An 18,939-nucleotide genomic window follows, 5' to 3' on the forward strand; every position below is an offset into this window, starting at 1 on the left:
TCGAGGGAGGCTCATCATGGAGCGAAATACCGAACTCGGGCGGCCGGTCGAGGACCGGCATACCCAACAGGAAGAAGCAGCGTGGCTGCGCTTCATGCGCGCCACCGCGGAGAACGGCGGGGTGACCGAAAGCAAACGGCGGATCATTCCCGGCCGGCGCGTCACCGTCAACGAGCGGGATTCGAACGCCATCGAACGAATCCTGGGTAACAGTGACCTGTTTCCGATCTCATATCTGCAAGTCGGCTTGCGGGTCAGCGAGCCCGTGTGCCGGGTGGTGCTGCGTGACCGACGCGGTGCCGTGGAAGGCAGCGGAACCGGCTTCCTCGTCGCGCCCAACGTGTTGCTGACCAACAACCATGTGATCAACGACACCGAGGTTGCGCTTCGTGCGCACGTCGAATTCAACTACCAAGACGATGAAAACTTCATGCCCCAGCCCGTATACAGTTTCAGGCTCGACCCGCAGTCGCTGTTCCTAACGGACGAGGAGCTCGACTTCACGTTCGTCGCGGTACACGACAATCCGCGGGCGGCAAAGAGTCTGGCAGAATTCGGGCACCTTCCGCTGGTTCCGGAACGCGGCAAGGTGATCGAAGGGGAATACGTCTCGATAATTCAACACCCCAGCGGGGGGCCGAAAGCGGTCACGCTGCGCGAGAACGAGGTGCGCGCCATCTCGGGAGACTTCGTGCATTATCTGACAGACACGGAGCCCGGCTCCTCCGGCTCCCCGGTGTTCAACGACCAGTGGGCAGTGGTGGCGCTGCATCACGCGGGCGTGCCCGATAAGGAACGGCCCGGTCAATGGCTCGCCAACGAAGGGGTGCGCATCAGCTCGATCGCGGCCTTCGTGCGTCAGGCCAGCCCGAAGCTCGCGCCGCGAGCACAGGAACTGTTGCGCACGGTCTTCCCCTCCGCGACGATGCCCGCCGAGCCCGAACCCGAACCGGCCACACACAGCGTCCTCGGCTACGACGAACACTTCCTGGGTGAGCAGTACCCCGTACCGCTGCCTACCATTCCCGAAGCCCTCATCGATGACATCACGGTCACGGACGCGGGCAGCAAGGTGCTCGACTACGTCCACTTCTCTGTGGTGATGCGTGCCTCGCGCGGCTTGGCTTTCTTCACAGCCGTGAACATCGACGGCAGCCAGGAGGTCAAGATCGACCGCGCCAGGGACGAATGGAAGTACGATGAACGCATCCCGCAGGCAGCCCAGTACGGCAACGAGGTGTATGCAGCTAACAAGCTGGACCGAGGGCACCTGGTGCGTCGTCAAGATCCGAACTGGGGCCCTGACGCCCACCGGGCTAACGCCGACACCTTCCACTTCACGAACTGCGCCCCGCAGCACATGGGACTCAACCAGAAGACCTGGCTGGATCTTGAGGACTACATCCTGTCGAACGCCAACCAACTCGATCTGAAGGTGTCGGTGTTCACTGGGCCAGTGTTCCGCAGCGACGACATGGTCTACCGGGGCAAGTACCGGATCCCGGCCGAGTTCTGGAAAGTGGCCGTGCTGGTCAAACCCGACGGGCAGCTGTCGGCCACCGCCTACCTGCAAACGCAGAAGCACCTGTTTGCCGACCTGGAGTTTGCCTACGGCCAGTATCGCACATACCAGATCCCGATCGCGCAACTAGCGGAAATCACCGGCCTGGGCTTCGGGGATCTGGCCACCTACGATCCGGCCGCCAGGCACGAGTCCCTGGGGCATGTGATCAATGGCCCGGACGACCTCCTGCTCTAGGGCCTATAGCGTGGTCACACAGGCTGTGGCGCGCCGGAACGGGCGAAGACTCGCGTCACCCCGACCGGCGCCCCAGTCCCGACAGCAGTGACGGTGGCGCGGACACGCGGAGCCGCACCACCGTCGTCGGGGCTTAGATTTGTCCGATCGCGGCGTTGAACGTCGCGGACGGGCGCATGACCGCCTCAGTCTTGGCAGCGTCGGGCCGGTAGTAGCCGCCGATGTCCGCTGGCTTGCCCTGGACACCCACCAATTCGCCGACGATGACCTCCTCACCCGCCACGAGCGCCTGGGCGACGGGGGAGAAGCGCTCGGCCAACTCCGCGTCGTCGGCCTGCTCGGCTAGCGCCTCGGCCCAGTAGCGAGCCAGCCAGTAGTGCGAACCCCGGTTGTCGATGCCGCCGAGCCTGCGCGTCGGTGACTTGTCCGTGAGCAGGAAGCGGCCGTTGGCCTCGTCCAGGGTCTTCGCCAGGATGGCTGCGCGAGGGTTGCCCTCCATGGTGGCCAGATGTTCGAACGAGGCGGCCAGAGCCAGGAACTCGCCCAGCGAGTCCCACCTCAGGTAGTTCTCGCTCACCAACTGCTCGACATGCTTCGGCGCGGACCCGCCCGCGCCGGTCTCGAACAGGCCGCCGCCGGCCATGAGCGGCACCACCGACAACATCTTGGCGGAGGTCCCCAGCTCCAAGATGGGGAAGAGATCGGTCAGGTAGTCGCGCAGCACGTTGCCTGTGACGCTGATCGTGTTCTCGCCGCGCCGGATCCGTTCGACGGAGAAGCGTGTCGCCTCCACCGGGCTCATGATCCGGATGTCCAGGCCCTCGGTATCGTGGGTGAGCAGGTAGGTGCGCACCTTCTCGATGAGGTTGCGGTCGTGGGCGCGCTGCTCGTCGAGCCAGAAAACGGCGGGCCAGCCAGTGGCGCGGGCTCGCGTGACGGCAAGCTTCACCCAGTCCTGGATCGGGAGGTCCTTCGTCTGGCAGGCGCGCCAGATGTCGCCGCTAGCCACCTCGTGGCTCATCAGTACCTCGCCGGCGCTGTTGACCACTTCGACACGCCCGGGGACGGAGATTTCGAAGGTCTTGTCGTGCGAACCGTACTCCTCGGCCTTCTGCGCCATGAGACCGACGTTCGGCACAGTCCCCATCGTGCGCGGATCGTAGGCGCCGTGGGCGCGGCAGTCGTCGATCACGGCCTGGTAGACGCCGGCATAGGAGGAATCGGGCAAGACGGCGAGCGTGTCGGCCTCCTCGCCATCCGGGCCCCACATGTGTCCGGAGGTGCGGATCATCGCTGGCATGGAGGCGTCAACGATAACGTCGGAGGGGACATGCAGGTTGGTGATGCCCTTGTCGGAGTTCACCATCGCGAGCCGGGGTCCGTTGGCGAGCGCCTCGTCGAAGGCCGCCCGGATCTCGGCGCCGTTATCGAGTTGCTCCAGGCCGGCAAAGATGGAACCGAGGCCGTCGTTGGCGCTCAACCCTGCGGCCGCCAACTCGGCGCCGTGACGGGCGAATACGTCGGCGAAGTACGCCTTGATGACGTGGCCGAAGATGATCGGGTCGGAGACCTTCATCATGGTTGCCTTGAGGTGGACGGAGAACAGCACGTCCTCCTCCTTGGCGCGCGCCACTTGCACAGCCAGGAACTCGTCGAGCGCCGCAGCGCTCATCACGGTGCCGTCAACCACCTCCCCGGCCAGGACCCGGAGGTCGGCCTTCAGCACGGTTTCCGTGCCGTCTGCGGCGACGTGTCGGATGGTGAGTACGTCGTCGGCGGGCAGCACCACGGAGAGTTCGTTCGACGCGAAGTCGCCGGCGCCCATCGTGGCGACGTTGGTCTTGGAGTCTGCGCTCCAGGTGCCCATCCGATGCGGATTGTTGCGCGCGTAGCTCTTGACCGACTCCGGTGCACGACGATCGGAGTTGCCCTCGCGAAGCACCGGGTTGACGGCGGAGCCCTTCACTTTGTCGTACTTGGCCCGCACCTCGCGCTCCTCGTCGGTGCTGGGGTCCTCCGGGTAGTCGGGCACGACGTACCCCTTGGCTTGCAGCTCTGCGATGGCTGCCTTCAGCTGGGGCACGGACGCCGAGATGTTGGGCAGCTTGATGATGTTGGCCTCGGGGCTCTTGGCGAGTTCGCCGAGCTCGGTCAGTGCATCATGCTCATCGGTGAACTGCGCCAGGATGCGGGACGCGACGGAGATGTCGCGGGTTTCGACGTCGATGCCCGCCGCCGAGGCGAATGCCTGCACGACCGGCAGGAAGGAGTACGTCGCGAGCAGGGGTGCCTCGTCGGTGAGGGTGTAGATGATCTTGCCCATGGTTGAGTAGCTCTCCTAGGGATGGATTGCGTTGCCTGACCAGCTTAGCCGGGTCTCCTTTGGCCTTGTAGGAAATCTTGGGTAGCCTTGGGGGCACGAGACACTGAAAGATTCCGCGGAAATCCGCGAGGGACAAAGCAAGGGGGTCGACCCGGATATGGGGCGCGGCCGTGCAAAGGCAAAGCAGACGAGGGTCGCACGCGACCTGAAGTACCGTTCCGTCGAGACTGACTTCGCGTCGCTCGAGCGAGAGCTCCGGCAGCAGCAGTCTTCCGGAGAGTATGAAGAGGTCCCCGAGCAATACTCGGACTTGGCCGATCAGTACGCCGAGTACGACGACTACGACGAGGAAGAGCGCCGCTGATGCGCGACTGGGTAGTGGACCAGCTGCTGCCCGGTTACTTCGCGTACACGTTGCCGCTGCCGGATGAGCCCACCTACGCTCTGGAGCCGGGAGGCTCCCTCGTGGCGACGATGGTTCGGCGGCACAGCCCACGTCACCGTCGCGCTGTGCTGTATGTGCACGGTTGGAGCGAGTACTTCTTCCAGTCACACTTGGGCGATGCCTTCGACCGCTTCGGCTACGACTTCTACGCCGTCGATCTGCGCCGCTACGGGCGGTCGCTGCGAGAGGGGCAGTTGGCCGGTTTCATCCCGGATATGCACGACTACCGGGTCGAACTCGACCATGCAGTGGAGCTGATCCAGGAGCAGGGCTACGAGTCCCTGGTGCTGGCGGCGCACTCCACCGGAGGTCTGGTTGCTTCGCTGTACGCCAATGAGCACCCAGGGGTCTTCTCCGCGCTTGTGCTGAACTCGCCGTGGATCGAGTTGCAGGGCTCCCCCATCAGGCGCGCCTCGATGCACCCGATCATGCGTACGGTTTCGGCGCTATCGCCGACGACGGTGCTGCCCATGGCGGTCAACGATCATTATGTGCGCTCGCTGGACGCGAACGACCAGGGGGAGTGGCACTTCGATCACAACCTCAAAGGTGACAAAGCGTTTCTCATTCGAGTGGGCTGGCTCCGGGCTGTGATGAGCGGGCACGCGGAGGTGGCCCGCGGGTTGTCCATCGACGTGCCGGTGCTCGTGCTGACTTCCAAGCGGAGCATCGTCGTGCTCGGCAATGCCCCCTGGACCGACGAGATTCATCACGCGGATGCTGTGCTCGATGTGGAGCGGATCGCGGAGCGGGCCCCGGCGCTGGGCGATCACGTGACTCTGGTGCGCCTTGAGGGTGCCCGCCACGATGTAATCCTGTCGCTTCCTCCGGTGCGGGACCGGGCCTTCGCCGAGATCGAGCGCTTTCTGAAAGCCTACGCTTAGTGCTCGACGTCCTGCTGGGCTTCAGCGTGATCGGTTTCGTGATCGCGGTGGGCTGGCTACTCGCCAAGCTGGGGATCGTCGACGCGCGTCAGCGGGTGCCTCTCAACCAGGTGGCCTTCTTCGCGGCCAGCCCCGCCCTGCTGTTCACGATCCTGGCTCGGGCCGATGTTGCGCTGCTGTTCTCCGGGAGCCTGGTCGCCCACCTGCTGGCGGTCACGATCGTCGGGATCCCGCTTGCTGCTGCGCTGTGGTGGTGGGGCACCCGTGATGTGGGCAAGCTGCTGATCGCGTCCCACGCAGGCGTCTACACCAACTCCAACAACATCGGGTTGCCCGTCGCTGTGTACGTCATCGGCGATGGACAGTACGTCGCCCCGCTGCTGCTTTTGCAGCTGCTGGTGATGTCTCCGCTGCTGTTGGCCGGTCTCGACATGGCCGCTGAGGGGCGGGTCTCGCTGCGGAAGGTGCTGGCTCAGCCGGTGAGGAACCCGATCGTGTTCGGTTCGGCGCTCGGGGTGGTGGTGGCCGTTTTGGGGTGGGAGCTGCCGCGCGTCGTGCTGGCTCCGCTGGAGTTGCTGGGGGGTGCGGCCGTGCCGTTGATGCTGCTCGCGTTCGGGATGTCACTGCATGGCGCGCGGCCGCTCGCCGAGGCGGAGTCTCGCATGGTTGTTGTTGCTGCGACGATGGCGAAGAGTGTTGTGTTGCCGGTTGTGGCTTGGCTGGCGGCCACTTACGTGGTCCAGCTGCCTCCCGATATGGTGTTTGCCGCTGTGGTGGTCGCTGCGCTGCCGACTGCCCAGAACATGTACCAGTACGCGCTGCGCTACGCCACGGCGGAGCTTGTGGCGCGCGATGCCGTGTTGCTCACGACGGCGCTTTCGTTGCCGACGCTGTTGGTTGTGGCTCTACTGTTGCACCCGGGGGCAAACGTTTGAGGTCCGACCAATTGCTAGAGTGGCTGAGGCGACAGTTCGGGATGGGACGTGTCGCCTCGAAGAGCAGGACCTCGTTGGGAAGGAGACTAGCTGATGCGTTTGCCAAGCATGCGCGCGCTTGCACTCACTGGGGCCGTCGCTATGTTCTGTGGCCTCGCCGGGTGTGGGGCTGCCGAGAGCAAGCAGGACACGGAGAGCAGCGCCGTGCAGTCGATTGATGTGATGGTTGAGAAGCTAACCAAGAAGTCTTATGACTGCAAGAGGTGGCAGCGAACCGATTCGGTTGAAGGCGCCGCGGCTTCGGGCACCTGCGATGGCAAGGACCAGATCATGTGGTTCGAATCGGCAGAGGCTGTGAAGACGCAGATCGGGAAGCTCGACGAGTCGGGCACATCCTATGTCTATGGCGATAACTGGATCGTGGCGAATACAAAGACCCCGACCTTCGTGCGCAACGCGCTTTCGGGCACCGCCGTGGCTGCTAAGCGCTGAACCGGAGACAGATCAAGGGGCTGGGCGGTTTTCACCACCCAGCCCCGACCGTATCTCAGCCTACTGCTGGTTTCGGTACGCCTCGATCGCTGCGTTGAAGGTTGCCGCAACCTCCTCGTCGCTGTAGGTGTTTTCCGTCGCGGCGGTATCGAAGGAGATGTGAATGTCTGCTTCGGCAGTCATGACAAAGCACTCCAAGCCATTATCAAAAGTGGCCATGCCGCAGAGAGCCGGTCCTACGGGTCTGAGACCCTCCACCCCCTCGATAAGGATATCCCACGGGAGAATGTCCGCCACCGCTCTGAACCAGATTTCCCTGTCCTTGGAATCACGGTAGACGGCATTCACCCCAAAGGTCTCCGTAGTCACCGCTGTGTCAGCCATCACGATTTTGAAGTCTCCAAAGCTATCAAGGATAGGGATTTGGTCATTTTCATCGGAGTTGGTGGATCGTATCCACTTGGTGAAGGCTGGGGGCAGCACAGTGGGCGGTTTGATCTGCTCGTAGCGCATTTCGCGCGGATACACCCGGAAACCGTCTCCATCCAAGACGACGTCATTACCGCTGGGCGAGGAAGAAGTCTCCGCAGATTTTGTCTGCGGCTGGGTGGTGAAAGTGATCGGTGTGGGCTGCGCTTGATCGTTGCTTACTGGAAACACGACGGTGAAGAGGATGATCAACGTGGCTAGCAGCGCCACGCAGGCGATCACCGCCGCAACGATCCCCCTTTTCATCATTCGCCCGCTCCAGGGAGCACCGTAGAGGGCTCTGGAAATGCTCCCGGGAAGGGGAGGACGTAGCGAAGCTGGTCAAGCGTTGTCGCTGTGCTTGCTCTGGCTCCGATCTGTGACGCTTGCTGGGCCGAATGCTTCACAAGGTTGTCAAACGCGTTTGCAGCGCCCTTGAGCACTTCAACGCAGCGCAGCGTGCGGCTGAAGGGCATCAGACCACCGCCGGCCTGGAGGCAGGAGACCCTCGCTCCGCTGAGGATCGCGAACAACTCCTCGACTCCTTGTCGCTGCGATCTCAGGAGCTGCTCATAGACCTCGGACATGCCCTTGACCATCTTCGCGAAGTTCTCCGTCTGCCAGATCTGGGTCTCGATGGAATCGGAGTAGGCTTCAGCGGCGGCACCGGTGCGCCCGGGGACAGAGCTGAGGGTCCGCATCTCGCCGATCAGCTGGGTGACCTGGCCGTGCAGATGCTTCCACTCTGCTGAAGCGTCCTGGAAGCGCTGGGCAGCGTTCTCATCCGGGCGGAAGGCCTCAACACGGGCCCGCAGAGACTGCACGAAAGCAGAAACGGCTCTGTGAATCGTCGCGCCTGCGAGCTCTGCTCCGGGCTGGAGCAGCCCCCCCAGGAGCCACTTGCGTATGTCAGCCATGTCCCGTGCGTAGGCCGAATCAACGGCGCTGGAGATGGCATCCATCTGGGCGATGCTGGAACTGATGTCAACCATTGGGCTACCCTCCCTGCTTCGAGATGAACTTGATTGATGAGGCTGCGTTCTCGGCTTCCCGCTGGTAGTACTCCATGCCGTCCTGGTCGAGGCGCACGCCCGTGTCCTCCATGCGGTCGGAGGTCTGCTTCGTCCTGTTGCTCAGGTGATCCTGCAGCCGCTGGGTGCCGGGTGCGGCCGGCCGCAGCAGCAACGAGGACTCGTGCGGCCCCATGCCCGCGCCCGCGGCGCCCAACTGATCGGAGATGACCTTCCAGCGACGAGCCCAGGCCTCGACCGCGTCGTAGTTGACGGTGAAGCCGTCGTGCCTGCCGCCCCTGGGGGTTGCGCCAGATCGGCCGTAGCCGCCCGCGCCGGATCCGCCAGAGTATGAACTGCCGGTGCCCGCACCTGCGGAGACTCCGCCGGAACCAGACGTGCCGCCCGGGCCGGAAGCTGAGGCATCACCGGGAGCGGTGGGGGCCGGCTGCGTCGCGCCGGCGGCGCCGGGGCCGCCGGGGTTGGTGGGAGCCGCCCCGTCGCCCGGCGATCTCGGGGGAGCGCCAGGGACGCCGTGGCCAGGGGGAGTGTAACCCGGCGGGTAGGAACCACCCGGCCCACCCGGGGTGCCGACTCCGCCACCGGGCGGCTGCAACCCGGGAGCGGGCCGCACAATGTCCCAGTAGCCCGGATCCCCCGGGTAGATCGGCGACGGGCCGCCAGGATGGCGCGGATCGCCGGGAAGGATCGGGTCGCCGAGCTGCCAGTCGGGCGCCTTGGGCGTGCTGCCTGCAGCAATCAGGCCGCCGGCCCCGGCTCCGATAGCGCCAGCGCCGCTGCTCAGGTTCATCCCGGAACCCAGCCCGCCTGCCCCAGCGCCGAGCCCGCCAACGCCAGTAGCAGCAGCTCCGGCACCCGCACCAGCAGCGATTCCGCCGGCCCCCAGACCACCTGTTCCCAGGCTGCCAGCGCCGAGTCCGCCGGGAGCCATCGCAGAACCGCCAGCGGTGAGGCCGGAAGCCCCCGCACTCATGTTTGCCGAATTGACTGCCCCGGAGGTGCCGCCGAGAGGGGATGCGCCGGGCAGACGGGAAGCATTCAGGCCGAGAGCGTTGCCAGACATCGGGGTCGGCGCGGCCGCTCCACCCGTCGCTCCACCTGCACCTCCGGAACCGCCCGGCATGCCGCCCATCATCGGGCTCTGCGAGCCGTTATTCTTCTTGCCGCGGCTACCGGAGGCAGAAGGCTTCAGCAGAGCTTCGCCAATCTCCTCCTGACCCACGAGATCATCGCTGTCGAAGCGAATGCCGGCGGAGCCCGCCTCGGCAGCCCGCAACTCTTGGTCCTCAAACATGCTCATCACCGTCCGTTTCCGCGGTTCAGTACTAGGTTCAGGAGCCGATCATGCTCGGCTCTAAAGCTCTCCAGCTCTTCCTGCTCGGGGGACACCCGCAGCACGAAGCTCACGAGTGCCTTCCTCGCCGCTCGGACGACGAGTTTTTCGATTGCGACCCCGGTGGCATCCTCCAGCCACCCTGGGGTGAACTCTACCTCAGCGAGGCCGCCGAAACGATCCAGAATGACCGTGACTGGGCCAGATGATGCCTTGGTGCGGGTAGCCACCGCGGCGGGAAGCTCGCCGATCTCACGCTGGCGTTCCTCCCACCGGCGCAGGTTATCCTCGATCTGGTCCAGCAGATCATCAACCTCTGACGGATCCTGAAGAGTGGTCGCTTCGGGATCGAATCCTTCGAGGGCCTCTGCCTGCAGCGCTTCGAGATCAAACTCGGTGCCGGGCTCTTCAAGACTCTGCGCGACCACCTCCAGCTTCTGGACCGCCATCTTCTGGAACGCTTCGGCGAATGCAGCTTCCAGAGGAGCGAAACCCGACTGCGGCGACCAGAGGTCGTTCACCCGCACGCGGGCGAGCGAGCCGTCGTCGTCAAGCCAGATGCGCACGAGGCCGCGTCCGCCGGAGATGGCGGAGGGTTGGCGCTGGGCATCCGTCGGCTCGTCATCCGCGCCCCATGACGGGGGAGCGAGCAAATCCTCATCCTCGGTGACATCTGCGGACTCGTCCAAGCCGTAGGACGGAGGGGGCGCGACATCGCCGATGTCGCCTAAGCGCATCGGGTCGTCGTCGCCATACCACGAACTAGTCATTGCCTACCTAACGTTTGCCTACGCAACAACTCTACTGCCCCAGGGGTGCAAAGCGGCGCCTCTCGGGTGGGTAAACCTGAGCAATCAGGTGATACCGGGAGTAAAATTAAAAACCCCGCCTCGGGGGCGGGGAAATCTGGTGGCCAGGGCCGGGGTCGAACCGGCGACCTTTCACTTTTCAGGCGAACGCTGCTACCAACTGAGCTACCTGGCCATTCGGCCTGTTTCAGACCTAGCGACCCCGACGGGACTCGAACCCGCGACCTCCGCCGTGACAGGGCGGCGCGCTAACCAACTGCGCTACGGGGCCAACTTCTTGACCTGCTGGCCTCAGCCAGCTCCGCTACTCTATCGGGCTTTTTTCCGCTTGTAAAATCGGCGGTTATGCCTTCAAGATTTGCGTTCTCACTAGGAGAATCGCATCCCCAACGGGATTCGAACCCGTGTTGCCGCCGTGAAAGGGCGGAGTCCTAGGCCGCTAGACGATGGGGACCAGCTTCGAAAACTCTACGGGGTGCGCGCAGCGTTCGTCAAAACGTCCGGCGCAACGGGCTGGCCGCGTCCGGAAGGACACGGCCAGCCGCGGTCAGTTCGAGTTGATGTGCACGTGGTCCAGATGGTTGGCGGTATCTCCGCCACGGCTCTTCATGCGTCGCCAGCCCTCCGCATCCCGCTGAACGCTCCAGATCTGCTGATCCCAGATGATGTACTTGATGTTCAGCTCTTTGTGGTGCTTGCGGTAGTAGTTCGCGATCGCCCAGCCCAGTTCCTTGTTGTTCCGGTAGTTCGGGATCATCACATCAACGGCGCGCCCTGCGGGGTGGTCGGGCGTGACGTCGCGGCGCCAGCCGTACAGAGTCTTGATCTCCGGAAAGCGATGGAACACGTCGGCCCCGATGCGCTGGATGTACGGGTTGGTCCGCTCCATTCCCTTCGAATATCCCCGGTTAAGCTCGGCTCCACGCGGGCCCCCCTTGATGGGCGGGGAGTCCAGATCCCAGCTTCCGGTGGAACTGCCGACGCCAGCCGACACGCTCGGGTCGGTGGCGGTGGTGAATCGCGCGGTCACCCACCGCAGCGCCCCGTTGTGGACAATCTCCGCACGGCCATTCGCGATTTTCCCGGTGACCGCCAGCTCCGACCCCTTGGGCAGCTCACCGCTGAATCGGTCACCGGTGCTGGCCAACCAGATGTTCAGATCCGTGGTGGCCCAGCGTCGGGTGGTGGCGGGCAGCTCGGGCGTCGGCGGCGTGGTGGTCTCCGAGGCGACGCTGCGGAGATACTTGCTCGCGGCCCAGAGCGTCTGGCCGCGCCAGATGACCTGCGAGAACCCGTTGCTCGTCTCGCCGGTTGCATCGACGATGGTGCCCCTTGGCATGATGCCGTGCGACCGGTGCTGTACCCCGGCCCCGGAGCGGGCATGCAGATTCTCCGTCGCCTGCAACTTTCCTGCGACTGCGGGGGGCGGGGGAGTCAGGGCGGTTTCCTGGGTCAGGTAGCTGGTGGAAACCCAACGATGCTCCCCCCGGAACGTGATCTGCGAATAGCCGCCGGACACGCTGCCCGTCAGTCGGACCGCCGTACCCTTGCGGATCACTGCGACGATACGGTGGCCGGAAGAAGGCCCGACGCGCACGTTCAGGTTGGCGGTGGTCCGGGCCGTACCCGCGGAACCCGTCGAGACCTGCGCCTCTGTGGTCGCCCCCGAGAGGTACTTGGCGTAGACGTAAGCGGTCCTGCCCTGCCACGTGACCTTCGTCCAGCCGTTATGCGTGCCGTGTGCGCTCACCTGCTGGCCGGGGGACAACACCGTGAGAGACCGGCTCTTCGTGCTCGGCTCGGAGCGAACATGTACGCGAGTCGTGGCCGCCACCGTGCCATGAAACGCATCCGCGCTCGGGCTGGCCACCAACGAGCCGAGGGTCTGGGCGCTCACCGCCAAGGCGGTGGCCATCGCTCCGTTGCGTATTAGCTTCCAGGTGCGCATCCGGGTCCTCCGTGTCGAAAGGTGCTGGGCCTCGGATACGCCGCTTCCCCGAAGCGACTGCCTCCGGCGTATCCGGGCATCGCGAGCCTAAGGAGATCAAGGCTGGGTAACAACCTTCGTCGGGCCGCTTGAAATCTCGATAAAGGTGGTGGGGGAGGCGGTCGGAGAGCTAATAACATCGGTGTAATTAGCCGCATGTTTAGGTACTGGCTAGGTGTGACGTCTCCAGCAGGAGAGCGGGAGAATTATGTTTGGCAAGCGAATGGTGAGATGTTCGTCGCGGCGAGAACAGGCTTCAACTGCCACTTTAGGTTCATGCTTTTTCGGGCCGTATCCACAAAGCAGGGCCAATTGAATCCAATGCATTGACGGAAGAAAATACGGAACAGCACGGCGTGCCCGCGTAAACCGTGGGACCAAGGATCCAGTGCCCCCAGCGGGGCTCGAACCCGCGACCCATGGATTAAAAGTCCACTGCTCTGCCAACTGAGCTATAGGGGCGAGACACATCTTAGCCAATATGGCGGGCGAGAGCATCTCAACGCTCTGGCACAGTGGTGACATGGGATGGTTGATCGGCGCACTCATCGTCGGCACGGCGGCTCTCGCGGTAGCCTTCGCTCTCGACCGGCGCGCGGAGAGACGCGCCGAGCAGCCGCCAGAAACCGGCGACGCGCGCCTCGACCAGCACCGGCCCACGTACGTTACCGCCGCAGAAATAGCGCGCCTGGAGCCACCAACCGAGGCCGACCCAACCCCGGGCGTCGGCTACGCGATCAACTCCGCGACGCTGTGGGCCAACCCGGCTGTCCTGGCAGGTGCGCGCGTCGTCGTGGTTGATGGGCCGGTCACGAAAGAACGGGAACTCTATCCCATCCACGCGCTTCGCGAGCCAGTGCTGCTGGTGGCGGAGCAACACAGCGGGGAAGTGTCCGACGCAGTCACGGCAAACGCCAAGGCCCTTCGCCGGATGCTGCTCGTGGTCTCCGCCAGCGCAGAAGTACGCGCGGCCATAGCGTCAGCCACCGGCGCGAACCCGCTGCGGCCATCCGACCTGCAAGCCGGTTTCGTTCCCGACGAGTGGCTCGGTCGTGCGGCCTCGGTCACCGCGCGGAGTGGAACCGTAGAGATCAGCCCGGATTAAAGCCACCACGGGGCCTCCGGGATAGGCTCCGGGTGAGCCTCGAACGACTGCCACCAGCGAGCCGATCCCTCGGGGAGGGCCTCGGGGACCGCGTTCAGCAGCATCGTGCGCAGCCGCTCCTTCGCGGACTGCACGGCCTGCCGGTGCTCGGCGCAGGGATCGTCCAACCACCGCTGCTCCAGTCGCAGGCAGGTCAGCCTCTGCTCGATGATCCGACGGTGCCATCGCTGCTGGTGCCGGTCCAACCCCAGCCGGACGTCAGCGGCGCGCAGCCAGCCGTGATCGGAGTTCAACTGCGCGTAACCCGGGTGGACGAACATCGAATCGTGCACATCCACCGTCGGATAAATCACGATCGCGTTGGCAGAGATCGCATACTCCAACTCGTCCCGGTTGGCTTCGTCCATCAGTATCTCCGTGGCCCGCATCACCACGGAGAACACATTGTCGTCGGCCATGTTGGCCCGAGCGCGCACCCCGCCGCCGTTGGAAGACACCACGTAGTTCACCGAAGCGCCCATCAGGCCGATCGCGAGCTCAGCAGGAATGTTCTCCCTGGTGCCACCGTCCACATACGTCTCGTCATCAATCGGCACGGCACGGAACACCCCCGGTATGGAACACGAGGCCAACACGCCCAGCGTCAGGTCGTGGCGAACCTCGTCGAACGGCTCGTTCTCGCGGTCAACCAGCTGGCCCTGCTCCGTCATGAAACGCAACTCGCCGGACTCCAAGGCCACCAGCGCAACCCGCAGCCGCACGCCGGAAGCCGCGACCCTCGTCGGATCGAAGAACTCCGGCTCCAGCAAGCGACGCAGGACTGGCCCCGGTCGGTACATCGAACGCGTCTGCTCCATCCCGGACCAGATGGCCGACATGTCGCTGCCGATCTTCGACAGGCGACCCAGGTTCGACACGATCGTCGAGAGCTGCTGCAGGGACCACTCCGAACGCATCTCCTCATCCTGCGTCAGCGCGTACTCCAGCGGATCTACCGGCGACGGTGGGGAGGACGGGGCTTCGGGGGGACGCCGGGCGAGGAAAGAGGGCAGCAGTGGGCGCTGCGCCTTCTCCCGGGACGCGACCGCAGGCTGCATCATCTCCAGCCAACTCGGCCCCTCGTCGCGCAGTCTCCGGTACCACGAGCGTGGGGTGAACATGTCATCAGCGTGACCCATCGTGAGCCACAGCTTGCTGAAATCGTCCATCCACGCCGACTGCCGGTTGCGCTCGGCGAACTGAGACAGACCCGCAGCCAGGATCGCCCCCGCGGAAGCGGCAACGAACACCGACGGTGAAAACTCCGGGTCGTTCCGGTACAGGTACTGCAGAGCACCGACCTGAAAACTGGCGCGCGACCCGCCGCCGGAGAGTGTGCAGGACACGACCTTCGGCACCGGACGTGCCCCGAAGATCGGGAGACCAAACCAGCCACTTCTCATGCCCCAAGCTTAAAGGTACGTAAGCTGCACCCAATTGAATCCGGCAGGTGCTGTCCGAGACAATGCTGGGCGTGCCCAGACAGGACCTGACGAAATACGCATGGCTGGCAATCGCCGCAGCCCTCGCCACGATCTCCTTCAAGACCGCGGCCTGGTGGGTCACGGGCTCAGTCGGTTTGCTCTCCGACGCCGCGGAATCGGTGGTAAACCTGGTGGCCGCCGTCGTGGCGCTGATCGCTCTGCGCATGGCGGCCGCTCCAGCCAACAAGGCGTTCCAGTTCGGCAGGACCAAAGCGGAATACTTCTCCGCCGCGACCGAGGGAATGATGATCTTCGTCGCTGCTGCGGCGATCATCATCTTCGCCGTCCAGCGGTTCCTCGCCCCGCAGCCGTTGGCGGAGGTCGGCCTCGGCCTGGCGATCTCCCTCGTGGCGTCGGTCATCAACGGAGCAGTGGCCCTGATCCTCCTCCGGGCCGCAAAAACACACAAGTCCATCACGCTGCGCGCCGACGGGAAGCACCTGATGACAGACGTGTATACGTCTGTCGGGGTGCTCATCGGGGTGGTTGCCGTGCCGCTCACCGGCTGGCTCTGGCTTGACCCGCTGGTGGCCCTGCTCGTCGGGCTGAACATCCTATGGACCGGCTGGAAACTGATCCAGGAATCCGCGCGCGGCCTACTGGACGAGTCGATGAGCATCGAAGACAACGCGCGAATCCGCGAGATCCTCGCGGAATGGTCGTCGCCCAAATGGCAGGAACCCACCGTGAGTTTCCACGCCGTGCGCACCCGAATCTCTGGGTCCCGCTCCTTCTTGGAGTTCCACATGCTCGTCCCCGGATCGTGGACCGTGCAGCGCGGGCACGACACCATGGAGGACCTGATCGACGCAATCGTCACCGAGTTCCCCGAGCTCCAGGTGCTGGGGCACCTGGAGCCGATCGAGGACCCGCGCAGCTACGAGGATATTGAACTCGGCGAGCGGCTCACACGCGCCGAGCCGGCTGACTCGGCCGAGTCACGATGAACTCGGGCTCCCACTGCGGGAACTGCTCCCGGTAGGCGGCTCCCCAGCGCTGCGCGAACTTTTCAGCATCCGAGGTTGGCACCAGCGCCCAGACCGAGCCGCCCCAGCCGGCGCCGAAAGCGGACGCCCCCACGGCGCCATTAACCATCGCCAACTCGACCAGCGCGTTCGTCTCCGGCAGCTGGTTCAGCAGGTTCTGGTCGGCGTTGCGGTGCGACTCCAAGGCCACCCGCCCGAACTCCGCCAGATCCCCGGAGCGCAACGCCGCCACCGCGCGTGGGATGAACACCTTCACCTCGGCCACGAAGGCCTTCAGACGGCGGGAAAGCGCCTCGTCGTCGGCGACAATCGAACTCAGCCCATCGATCCCGTCCTCCGCGTTGATGATCTCGTCCAACGTCGACTCCTGGCGTCCAGTCGCCTCCTGCCAGCGGGTGACCAGGTCGCGGGTGCTGGCGGACAGGTAGTTGTATTGCTCCATCGCGGCCCCCGACTTCTCCGCGCGAACACCGCATACACCCACGACGAAGGAATGGTCCGCAGGGAACTCGACGACGTTGTGCCGCACCGACGGGACGAAGGAGCACTCGGTGAGCTTGCCCTCCTCACAGCACAGCATCGCCGTGTGATCCTCGGAACCGCCCATCGTGCCCACGCCTCGCGTGCCCGCCAGCCCCGGGTAGTCGTATCCGTTCTCGACGCAGGATGCGTAGTGGGCCAACTCCAGATCGCTCGTGATATTGTCCATCCACTCCTGCCGCTCCAGCAGCCCGTTGCGCTCCGCGATGGCCAGCGTGACCGCGACGACGAGAGCGGAGGAAGAACTCATGCCGCTGGCCAGCGGCAGGGTGGAGGAAACGTGGATGGCGACCGGGGCCAGGCTCCCGAAGTTCAGGGTCAGCCGATCCAGCGCCACCTGCAGGTAGTACCCCCAGTGCCCCCTCGGCACATCCAGCGGCTGACCTGGCACCAGTCGGATTCGCTCGCCTGGGAAAGCGTCGGTAGTTGCGGAGAACTCGTCGGCGTCGGTGAGGGTCACCGTCACGCCGCGGTCCACGGCGGCCAGGATCGAGTGCCCCCCCGCATAATCGGTGTGCTTTCCGAAGACTTCAATCCGGCCCGGCACAAACCACTTGATCACAGCAACACCTCGAATCCGCTCAGCGCTTCCTTGACCGACGCGATATCGCCCCGGTTCGACATGTCCAACACTCCCTCATCCACGCGCACCACCCGGTAGGCGTCACCCTGCTCGATCGCGTGGCGGACCGCGTCCGTGATCTCGTACTCGCCGCGCGCCGACATCGGGATGCTCCGTGCGGCGTCGAAGATGGCCGGGCCACACATCCAGCAGTTCATGCTCACCAGCGCGCTGTCGCCGAGACGCTCCACCGTCTCCGCATCGGGCTTCTCGACGAGCTCGGCCATGTTGCCATCGGCGTTGACGGTGGCCAGGGCAAACGCGGCGATGCGCTCCTCGGCGATATTGGACTCATTCACCATCGCTCGCTTCGTGAACCCGGCTAGACCGGAGCCCGGCAGCTCGGAGAGCGCCTTCAGTGCGGAGCTGGGGTAGTAGTTGTCCGAATTGAGCACCGCGACATGGTCGCCGGCCGCGAACTCCTCCGCCGCCAACACAGCATTGGCGGTGCCCAGTGGCTCCTCCTGAATTGCGTAGTGCAGCCGGACCCGCTTCGGTTTCAGCTCGTCGTAGTACTCCTTGAAGACGTTGTGCTCCGGCCCGATGACGAGGCAGACATCGGTGAAACCGGCGTCGGCGAGCCCCGAAAGCACGTAGTCGAGGAAAGGCCGCCCCACCGAGATCATGGCCTTGACCCCGGTGCTGGCCACCTTCGCGGTATCGGCGTCCAGCTCTACGCCCTCCGTCTCCTTGCGCATGCGCGAGCCCAGCCCGCGCGCCAGAATAACTGCCTTGGTATGAGTCATGGCACCCAAGCTAGGGCACGAACTGCGCTCAACGGGAGCCGGGGCCGACAAATGATCAACCGAGATGGCGGGCTGCAGCCTGAAACAGGATCGTCATGGACTCCGCACCCGGGTCGAGATGACCGACGGTGGCCTCTCCGAGCAGGGCCGCGCGGCCCCGCTTCGCCACTGCATCCCGCACGCCCTGGCTGGCCGCCTGCGCGGCCTCCGCTGCTCGGGAAATGGCCTCCCGGATGGGTGTTTCGCTGTCCTCTGCCTCCAATGAGCACACCGCAGCATGCAGCGCGTCCACGAGCGTCTTGTCGCCCACTTCCGCTCTGCCGCGGGCCTGCACCGCGTCGCGGGCCGCGCGCATCGCTGCAGCGAGCCGCGGCGTGTTCATCTCTGAAGACCAGCGTGAGGCCAGCGTTAGGAAGAACGTGCCGTACAGCGCTCCGGAGGCTCCCCCGATGGAGCCCAGCAGATGCATGCCCACTTGACGCAACAACTGCTGCGGCGAGTCGTAGCTGCCCGGATCCAATTCGGCAGCACCCGAGAAACCGCGGGCCATGTTGGTGCCGTGGTCGCCGTCGCCGATCGCCCGGTCCAACCGGTCAAGGTAACCGGCGTTGGCGCCGAACGCGGTGTTCGCGATCGCAAGCCAACCCTGGATGACGCCTAGCCTGCTAACCATTTTGCCAAGAAACTCCTACTCCGGGAACCGTCAACTACCTGATCCTGCGCAGGAAGTCTTCGTCGTCGTCGGGCGCTATCACCCGTTTGTTACGAGGGGTCACGGGCCGGCCAAAGAGCAGCCAGCTGAGTGGCCCCACCACGGGCAGCGTAATCACCGCAAAGGCCCACAGCCAACGCGGTAGGAGGCGCGTAGAGTACCGGCTGGCCAACGCCACCTCCACAACGCAGTAGATGGTCAGCATGACGACGGCAAGGATCAGGATCGCCTTCAGCATG

The 18,939-nt window shown here is 64.7% G+C and carries 18 protein-coding genes and 4 tRNA genes; 7 read left to right on the top strand and 15 right to left on the bottom strand.

Features of this window, described 5'->3' with window-relative positions; all coding sequences use genetic code 11:
- The first annotated feature begins 16 nt into the window (after positions 1-16).
- Positions 17-1,759 carry a DNA/RNA non-specific endonuclease gene (locus EII42_RS04395; RefSeq protein ID WP_125170909.1) on the top strand — a complete coding sequence of 581 codons (1,743 nt, stop codon included), beginning with the start codon at positions 17-19 and terminating at the stop codon, positions 1,757-1,759.
- A 133-nt stretch (positions 1,760-1,892) separates the two neighbouring features.
- On the opposite strand, the gene EII42_RS04400 is transcribed toward EII42_RS04395, so the two are convergent.
- Positions 1,893-4,082, bottom strand: a complete 2,190-nt coding sequence (locus tag EII42_RS04400) for an NADP-dependent isocitrate dehydrogenase (protein ID WP_125170910.1) — start codon at positions 4,080-4,082, stop codon at positions 1,893-1,895.
- Between the two features lie 157 nt (positions 4,083-4,239).
- On the opposite strand from EII42_RS04400, the gene EII42_RS04405 reads away from it, so the two are divergent.
- The 4 genes from EII42_RS04405 (at position 4,240) to EII42_RS04420 (ending at position 6,838) form a co-directional block, all read left to right on the top strand.
- Positions 4,240-4,446 carry a DUF3073 domain-containing protein gene (locus EII42_RS04405; RefSeq protein ID WP_125170911.1) on the top strand — a complete coding sequence of 69 codons (207 nt, stop codon included), beginning with the start codon at positions 4,240-4,242 and terminating at the stop codon, positions 4,444-4,446.
- The gene (locus EII42_RS04410) at positions 4,446-5,411 is read left to right on the top strand and encodes an alpha/beta hydrolase (protein WP_125170912.1); all 966 of its coding nucleotides are present in this window, start codon (positions 4,446-4,448) and stop codon (positions 5,409-5,411) included. Before EII42_RS04405 ends, EII42_RS04410 begins: the two co-directional genes overlap by 1 nt.
- Positions 5,411-6,346 (top strand): AEC family transporter, encoded by a 936-nt coding sequence (locus EII42_RS04415; RefSeq protein WP_125170913.1) that lies wholly within the window; start codon positions 5,411-5,413, stop codon positions 6,344-6,346. Before EII42_RS04410 ends, EII42_RS04415 begins: the two co-directional genes overlap by 1 nt.
- A 93-nt stretch (positions 6,347-6,439) precedes the next feature.
- A complete protein-coding gene (locus tag EII42_RS04420) occupies positions 6,440-6,838 on the top strand; it encodes a hypothetical protein (RefSeq protein ID WP_125170914.1) in 399 nt (132 codons plus the stop codon).
- Between the two features lie 60 nt (positions 6,839-6,898).
- Here the strand turns inward: EII42_RS04420 and EII42_RS04425 are convergent, their stop codons facing one another.
- The 9 genes from EII42_RS04425 to EII42_RS04465 all read right to left on the bottom strand — a co-directional run bounded on the left by EII42_RS04425 (position 6,899) and on the right by EII42_RS04465 (position 12,928).
- Entirely contained in the window at positions 6,899-7,576 is a 678-nt protein-coding gene (locus EII42_RS04425; RefSeq protein WP_125170915.1) for a hypothetical protein, read from the bottom strand.
- Complete coding sequence (locus tag EII42_RS04430; RefSeq protein WP_125170916.1) at positions 7,573-8,298, bottom strand: hypothetical protein; 726 nt, start codon at positions 8,296-8,298, stop codon at positions 7,573-7,575. Before EII42_RS04430 ends, EII42_RS04425 begins: the two co-directional genes overlap by 4 nt.
- Before the next feature lie 4 nt (positions 8,299-8,302).
- The gene (locus EII42_RS04435; protein WP_125170917.1) at positions 8,303-9,631 is read right to left on the bottom strand and encodes a hypothetical protein; all 1,329 of its coding nucleotides are present in this window, start codon (positions 9,629-9,631) and stop codon (positions 8,303-8,305) included.
- Positions 9,632-9,636: 5 nt separating this feature from the next.
- A complete protein-coding gene (locus EII42_RS04440; RefSeq protein WP_125170918.1) occupies positions 9,637-10,440 on the bottom strand; it encodes a hypothetical protein in 804 nt (267 codons plus the stop codon).
- 137 nt (positions 10,441-10,577) lie between these two features.
- Positions 10,578-10,654 (bottom strand) — tRNA-Phe (locus EII42_RS04445).
- A 22-nt stretch (positions 10,655-10,676) separates the two neighbouring features.
- A tRNA-Asp gene (locus tag EII42_RS04450) sits at positions 10,677-10,750 on the bottom strand.
- Between the two features lie 110 nt (positions 10,751-10,860).
- A tRNA-Glu gene (locus EII42_RS04455) sits at positions 10,861-10,933 on the bottom strand.
- Positions 10,934-11,026: 93 nt separating this feature from the next.
- Positions 11,027-12,427: an SH3 domain-containing protein gene (locus EII42_RS04460; protein WP_125170919.1), complete on the bottom strand. Its 1,401-nt coding sequence runs from the start codon at positions 12,425-12,427 to the stop codon at positions 11,027-11,029.
- A gap of 428 nt (positions 12,428-12,855) precedes the next feature.
- A tRNA-Lys gene (locus EII42_RS04465) sits at positions 12,856-12,928 on the bottom strand.
- 61 nt (positions 12,929-12,989) lie between these two features.
- On the opposite strand from EII42_RS04465, the gene EII42_RS04470 reads away from it, so the two are divergent.
- Complete coding sequence (locus tag EII42_RS04470; RefSeq protein ID WP_125170920.1) at positions 12,990-13,571, top strand: hypothetical protein; 582 nt, start codon at positions 12,990-12,992, stop codon at positions 13,569-13,571.
- Here the strand turns inward: EII42_RS04470 and EII42_RS04475 are convergent.
- Entirely contained in the window at positions 13,568-15,013 is a 1,446-nt protein-coding gene (locus tag EII42_RS04475) for a patatin-like phospholipase family protein (protein WP_125170921.1), read from the bottom strand. The two genes, EII42_RS04470 and EII42_RS04475, sit on opposite strands and share 4 nt — an antisense overlap.
- Positions 15,014-15,075: 62 nt before the next feature.
- On the opposite strand from EII42_RS04475, the gene EII42_RS04480 reads away from it, so the two are divergent.
- A complete protein-coding gene (locus EII42_RS04480) occupies positions 15,076-16,041 on the top strand; it encodes a cation diffusion facilitator family transporter (RefSeq protein ID WP_125171005.1) in 966 nt (321 codons plus the stop codon).
- Here EII42_RS04480 and EII42_RS04485 read toward each other — a convergent pair.
- The 4 genes from EII42_RS04485 to EII42_RS04500 are packed head-to-tail and all read right to left on the bottom strand — an operon-like array spanning position 16,001 to position 18,938.
- The gene (locus EII42_RS04485) at positions 16,001-17,182 is read right to left on the bottom strand and encodes a galactokinase family protein (RefSeq protein ID WP_125170922.1); all 1,182 of its coding nucleotides are present in this window, start codon (positions 17,180-17,182) and stop codon (positions 16,001-16,003) included. The two genes, EII42_RS04480 and EII42_RS04485, sit on opposite strands and share 41 nt — an antisense overlap.
- A complete protein-coding gene (locus EII42_RS04490; protein ID WP_125170923.1) occupies positions 17,179-17,988 on the bottom strand; it encodes a nucleotidyltransferase family protein in 810 nt (269 codons plus the stop codon). The genes EII42_RS04485 and EII42_RS04490 overlap by 4 nt, the downstream gene beginning before the upstream one ends.
- Positions 17,989-18,043: 55 nt before the next feature.
- Complete coding sequence (dhaL, locus tag EII42_RS04495; RefSeq protein ID WP_125170924.1) at positions 18,044-18,661, bottom strand: dihydroxyacetone kinase subunit DhaL; 618 nt, start codon at positions 18,659-18,661, stop codon at positions 18,044-18,046.
- 34 nt (positions 18,662-18,695) lie between these two features.
- Entirely contained in the window at positions 18,696-18,938 is a 243-nt protein-coding gene (locus tag EII42_RS04500) for a PLD nuclease N-terminal domain-containing protein (RefSeq protein WP_125170925.1), read from the bottom strand.
- Between the last annotated feature and the right edge of the window lies 1 nt (position 18,939).

It is taken from the genome of Tessaracoccus sp. OH4464_COT-324, from assembly GCF_003932855.1.
GTDB lineage: Bacteria > Actinomycetota > Actinomycetes > Propionibacteriales > Propionibacteriaceae > Arachnia.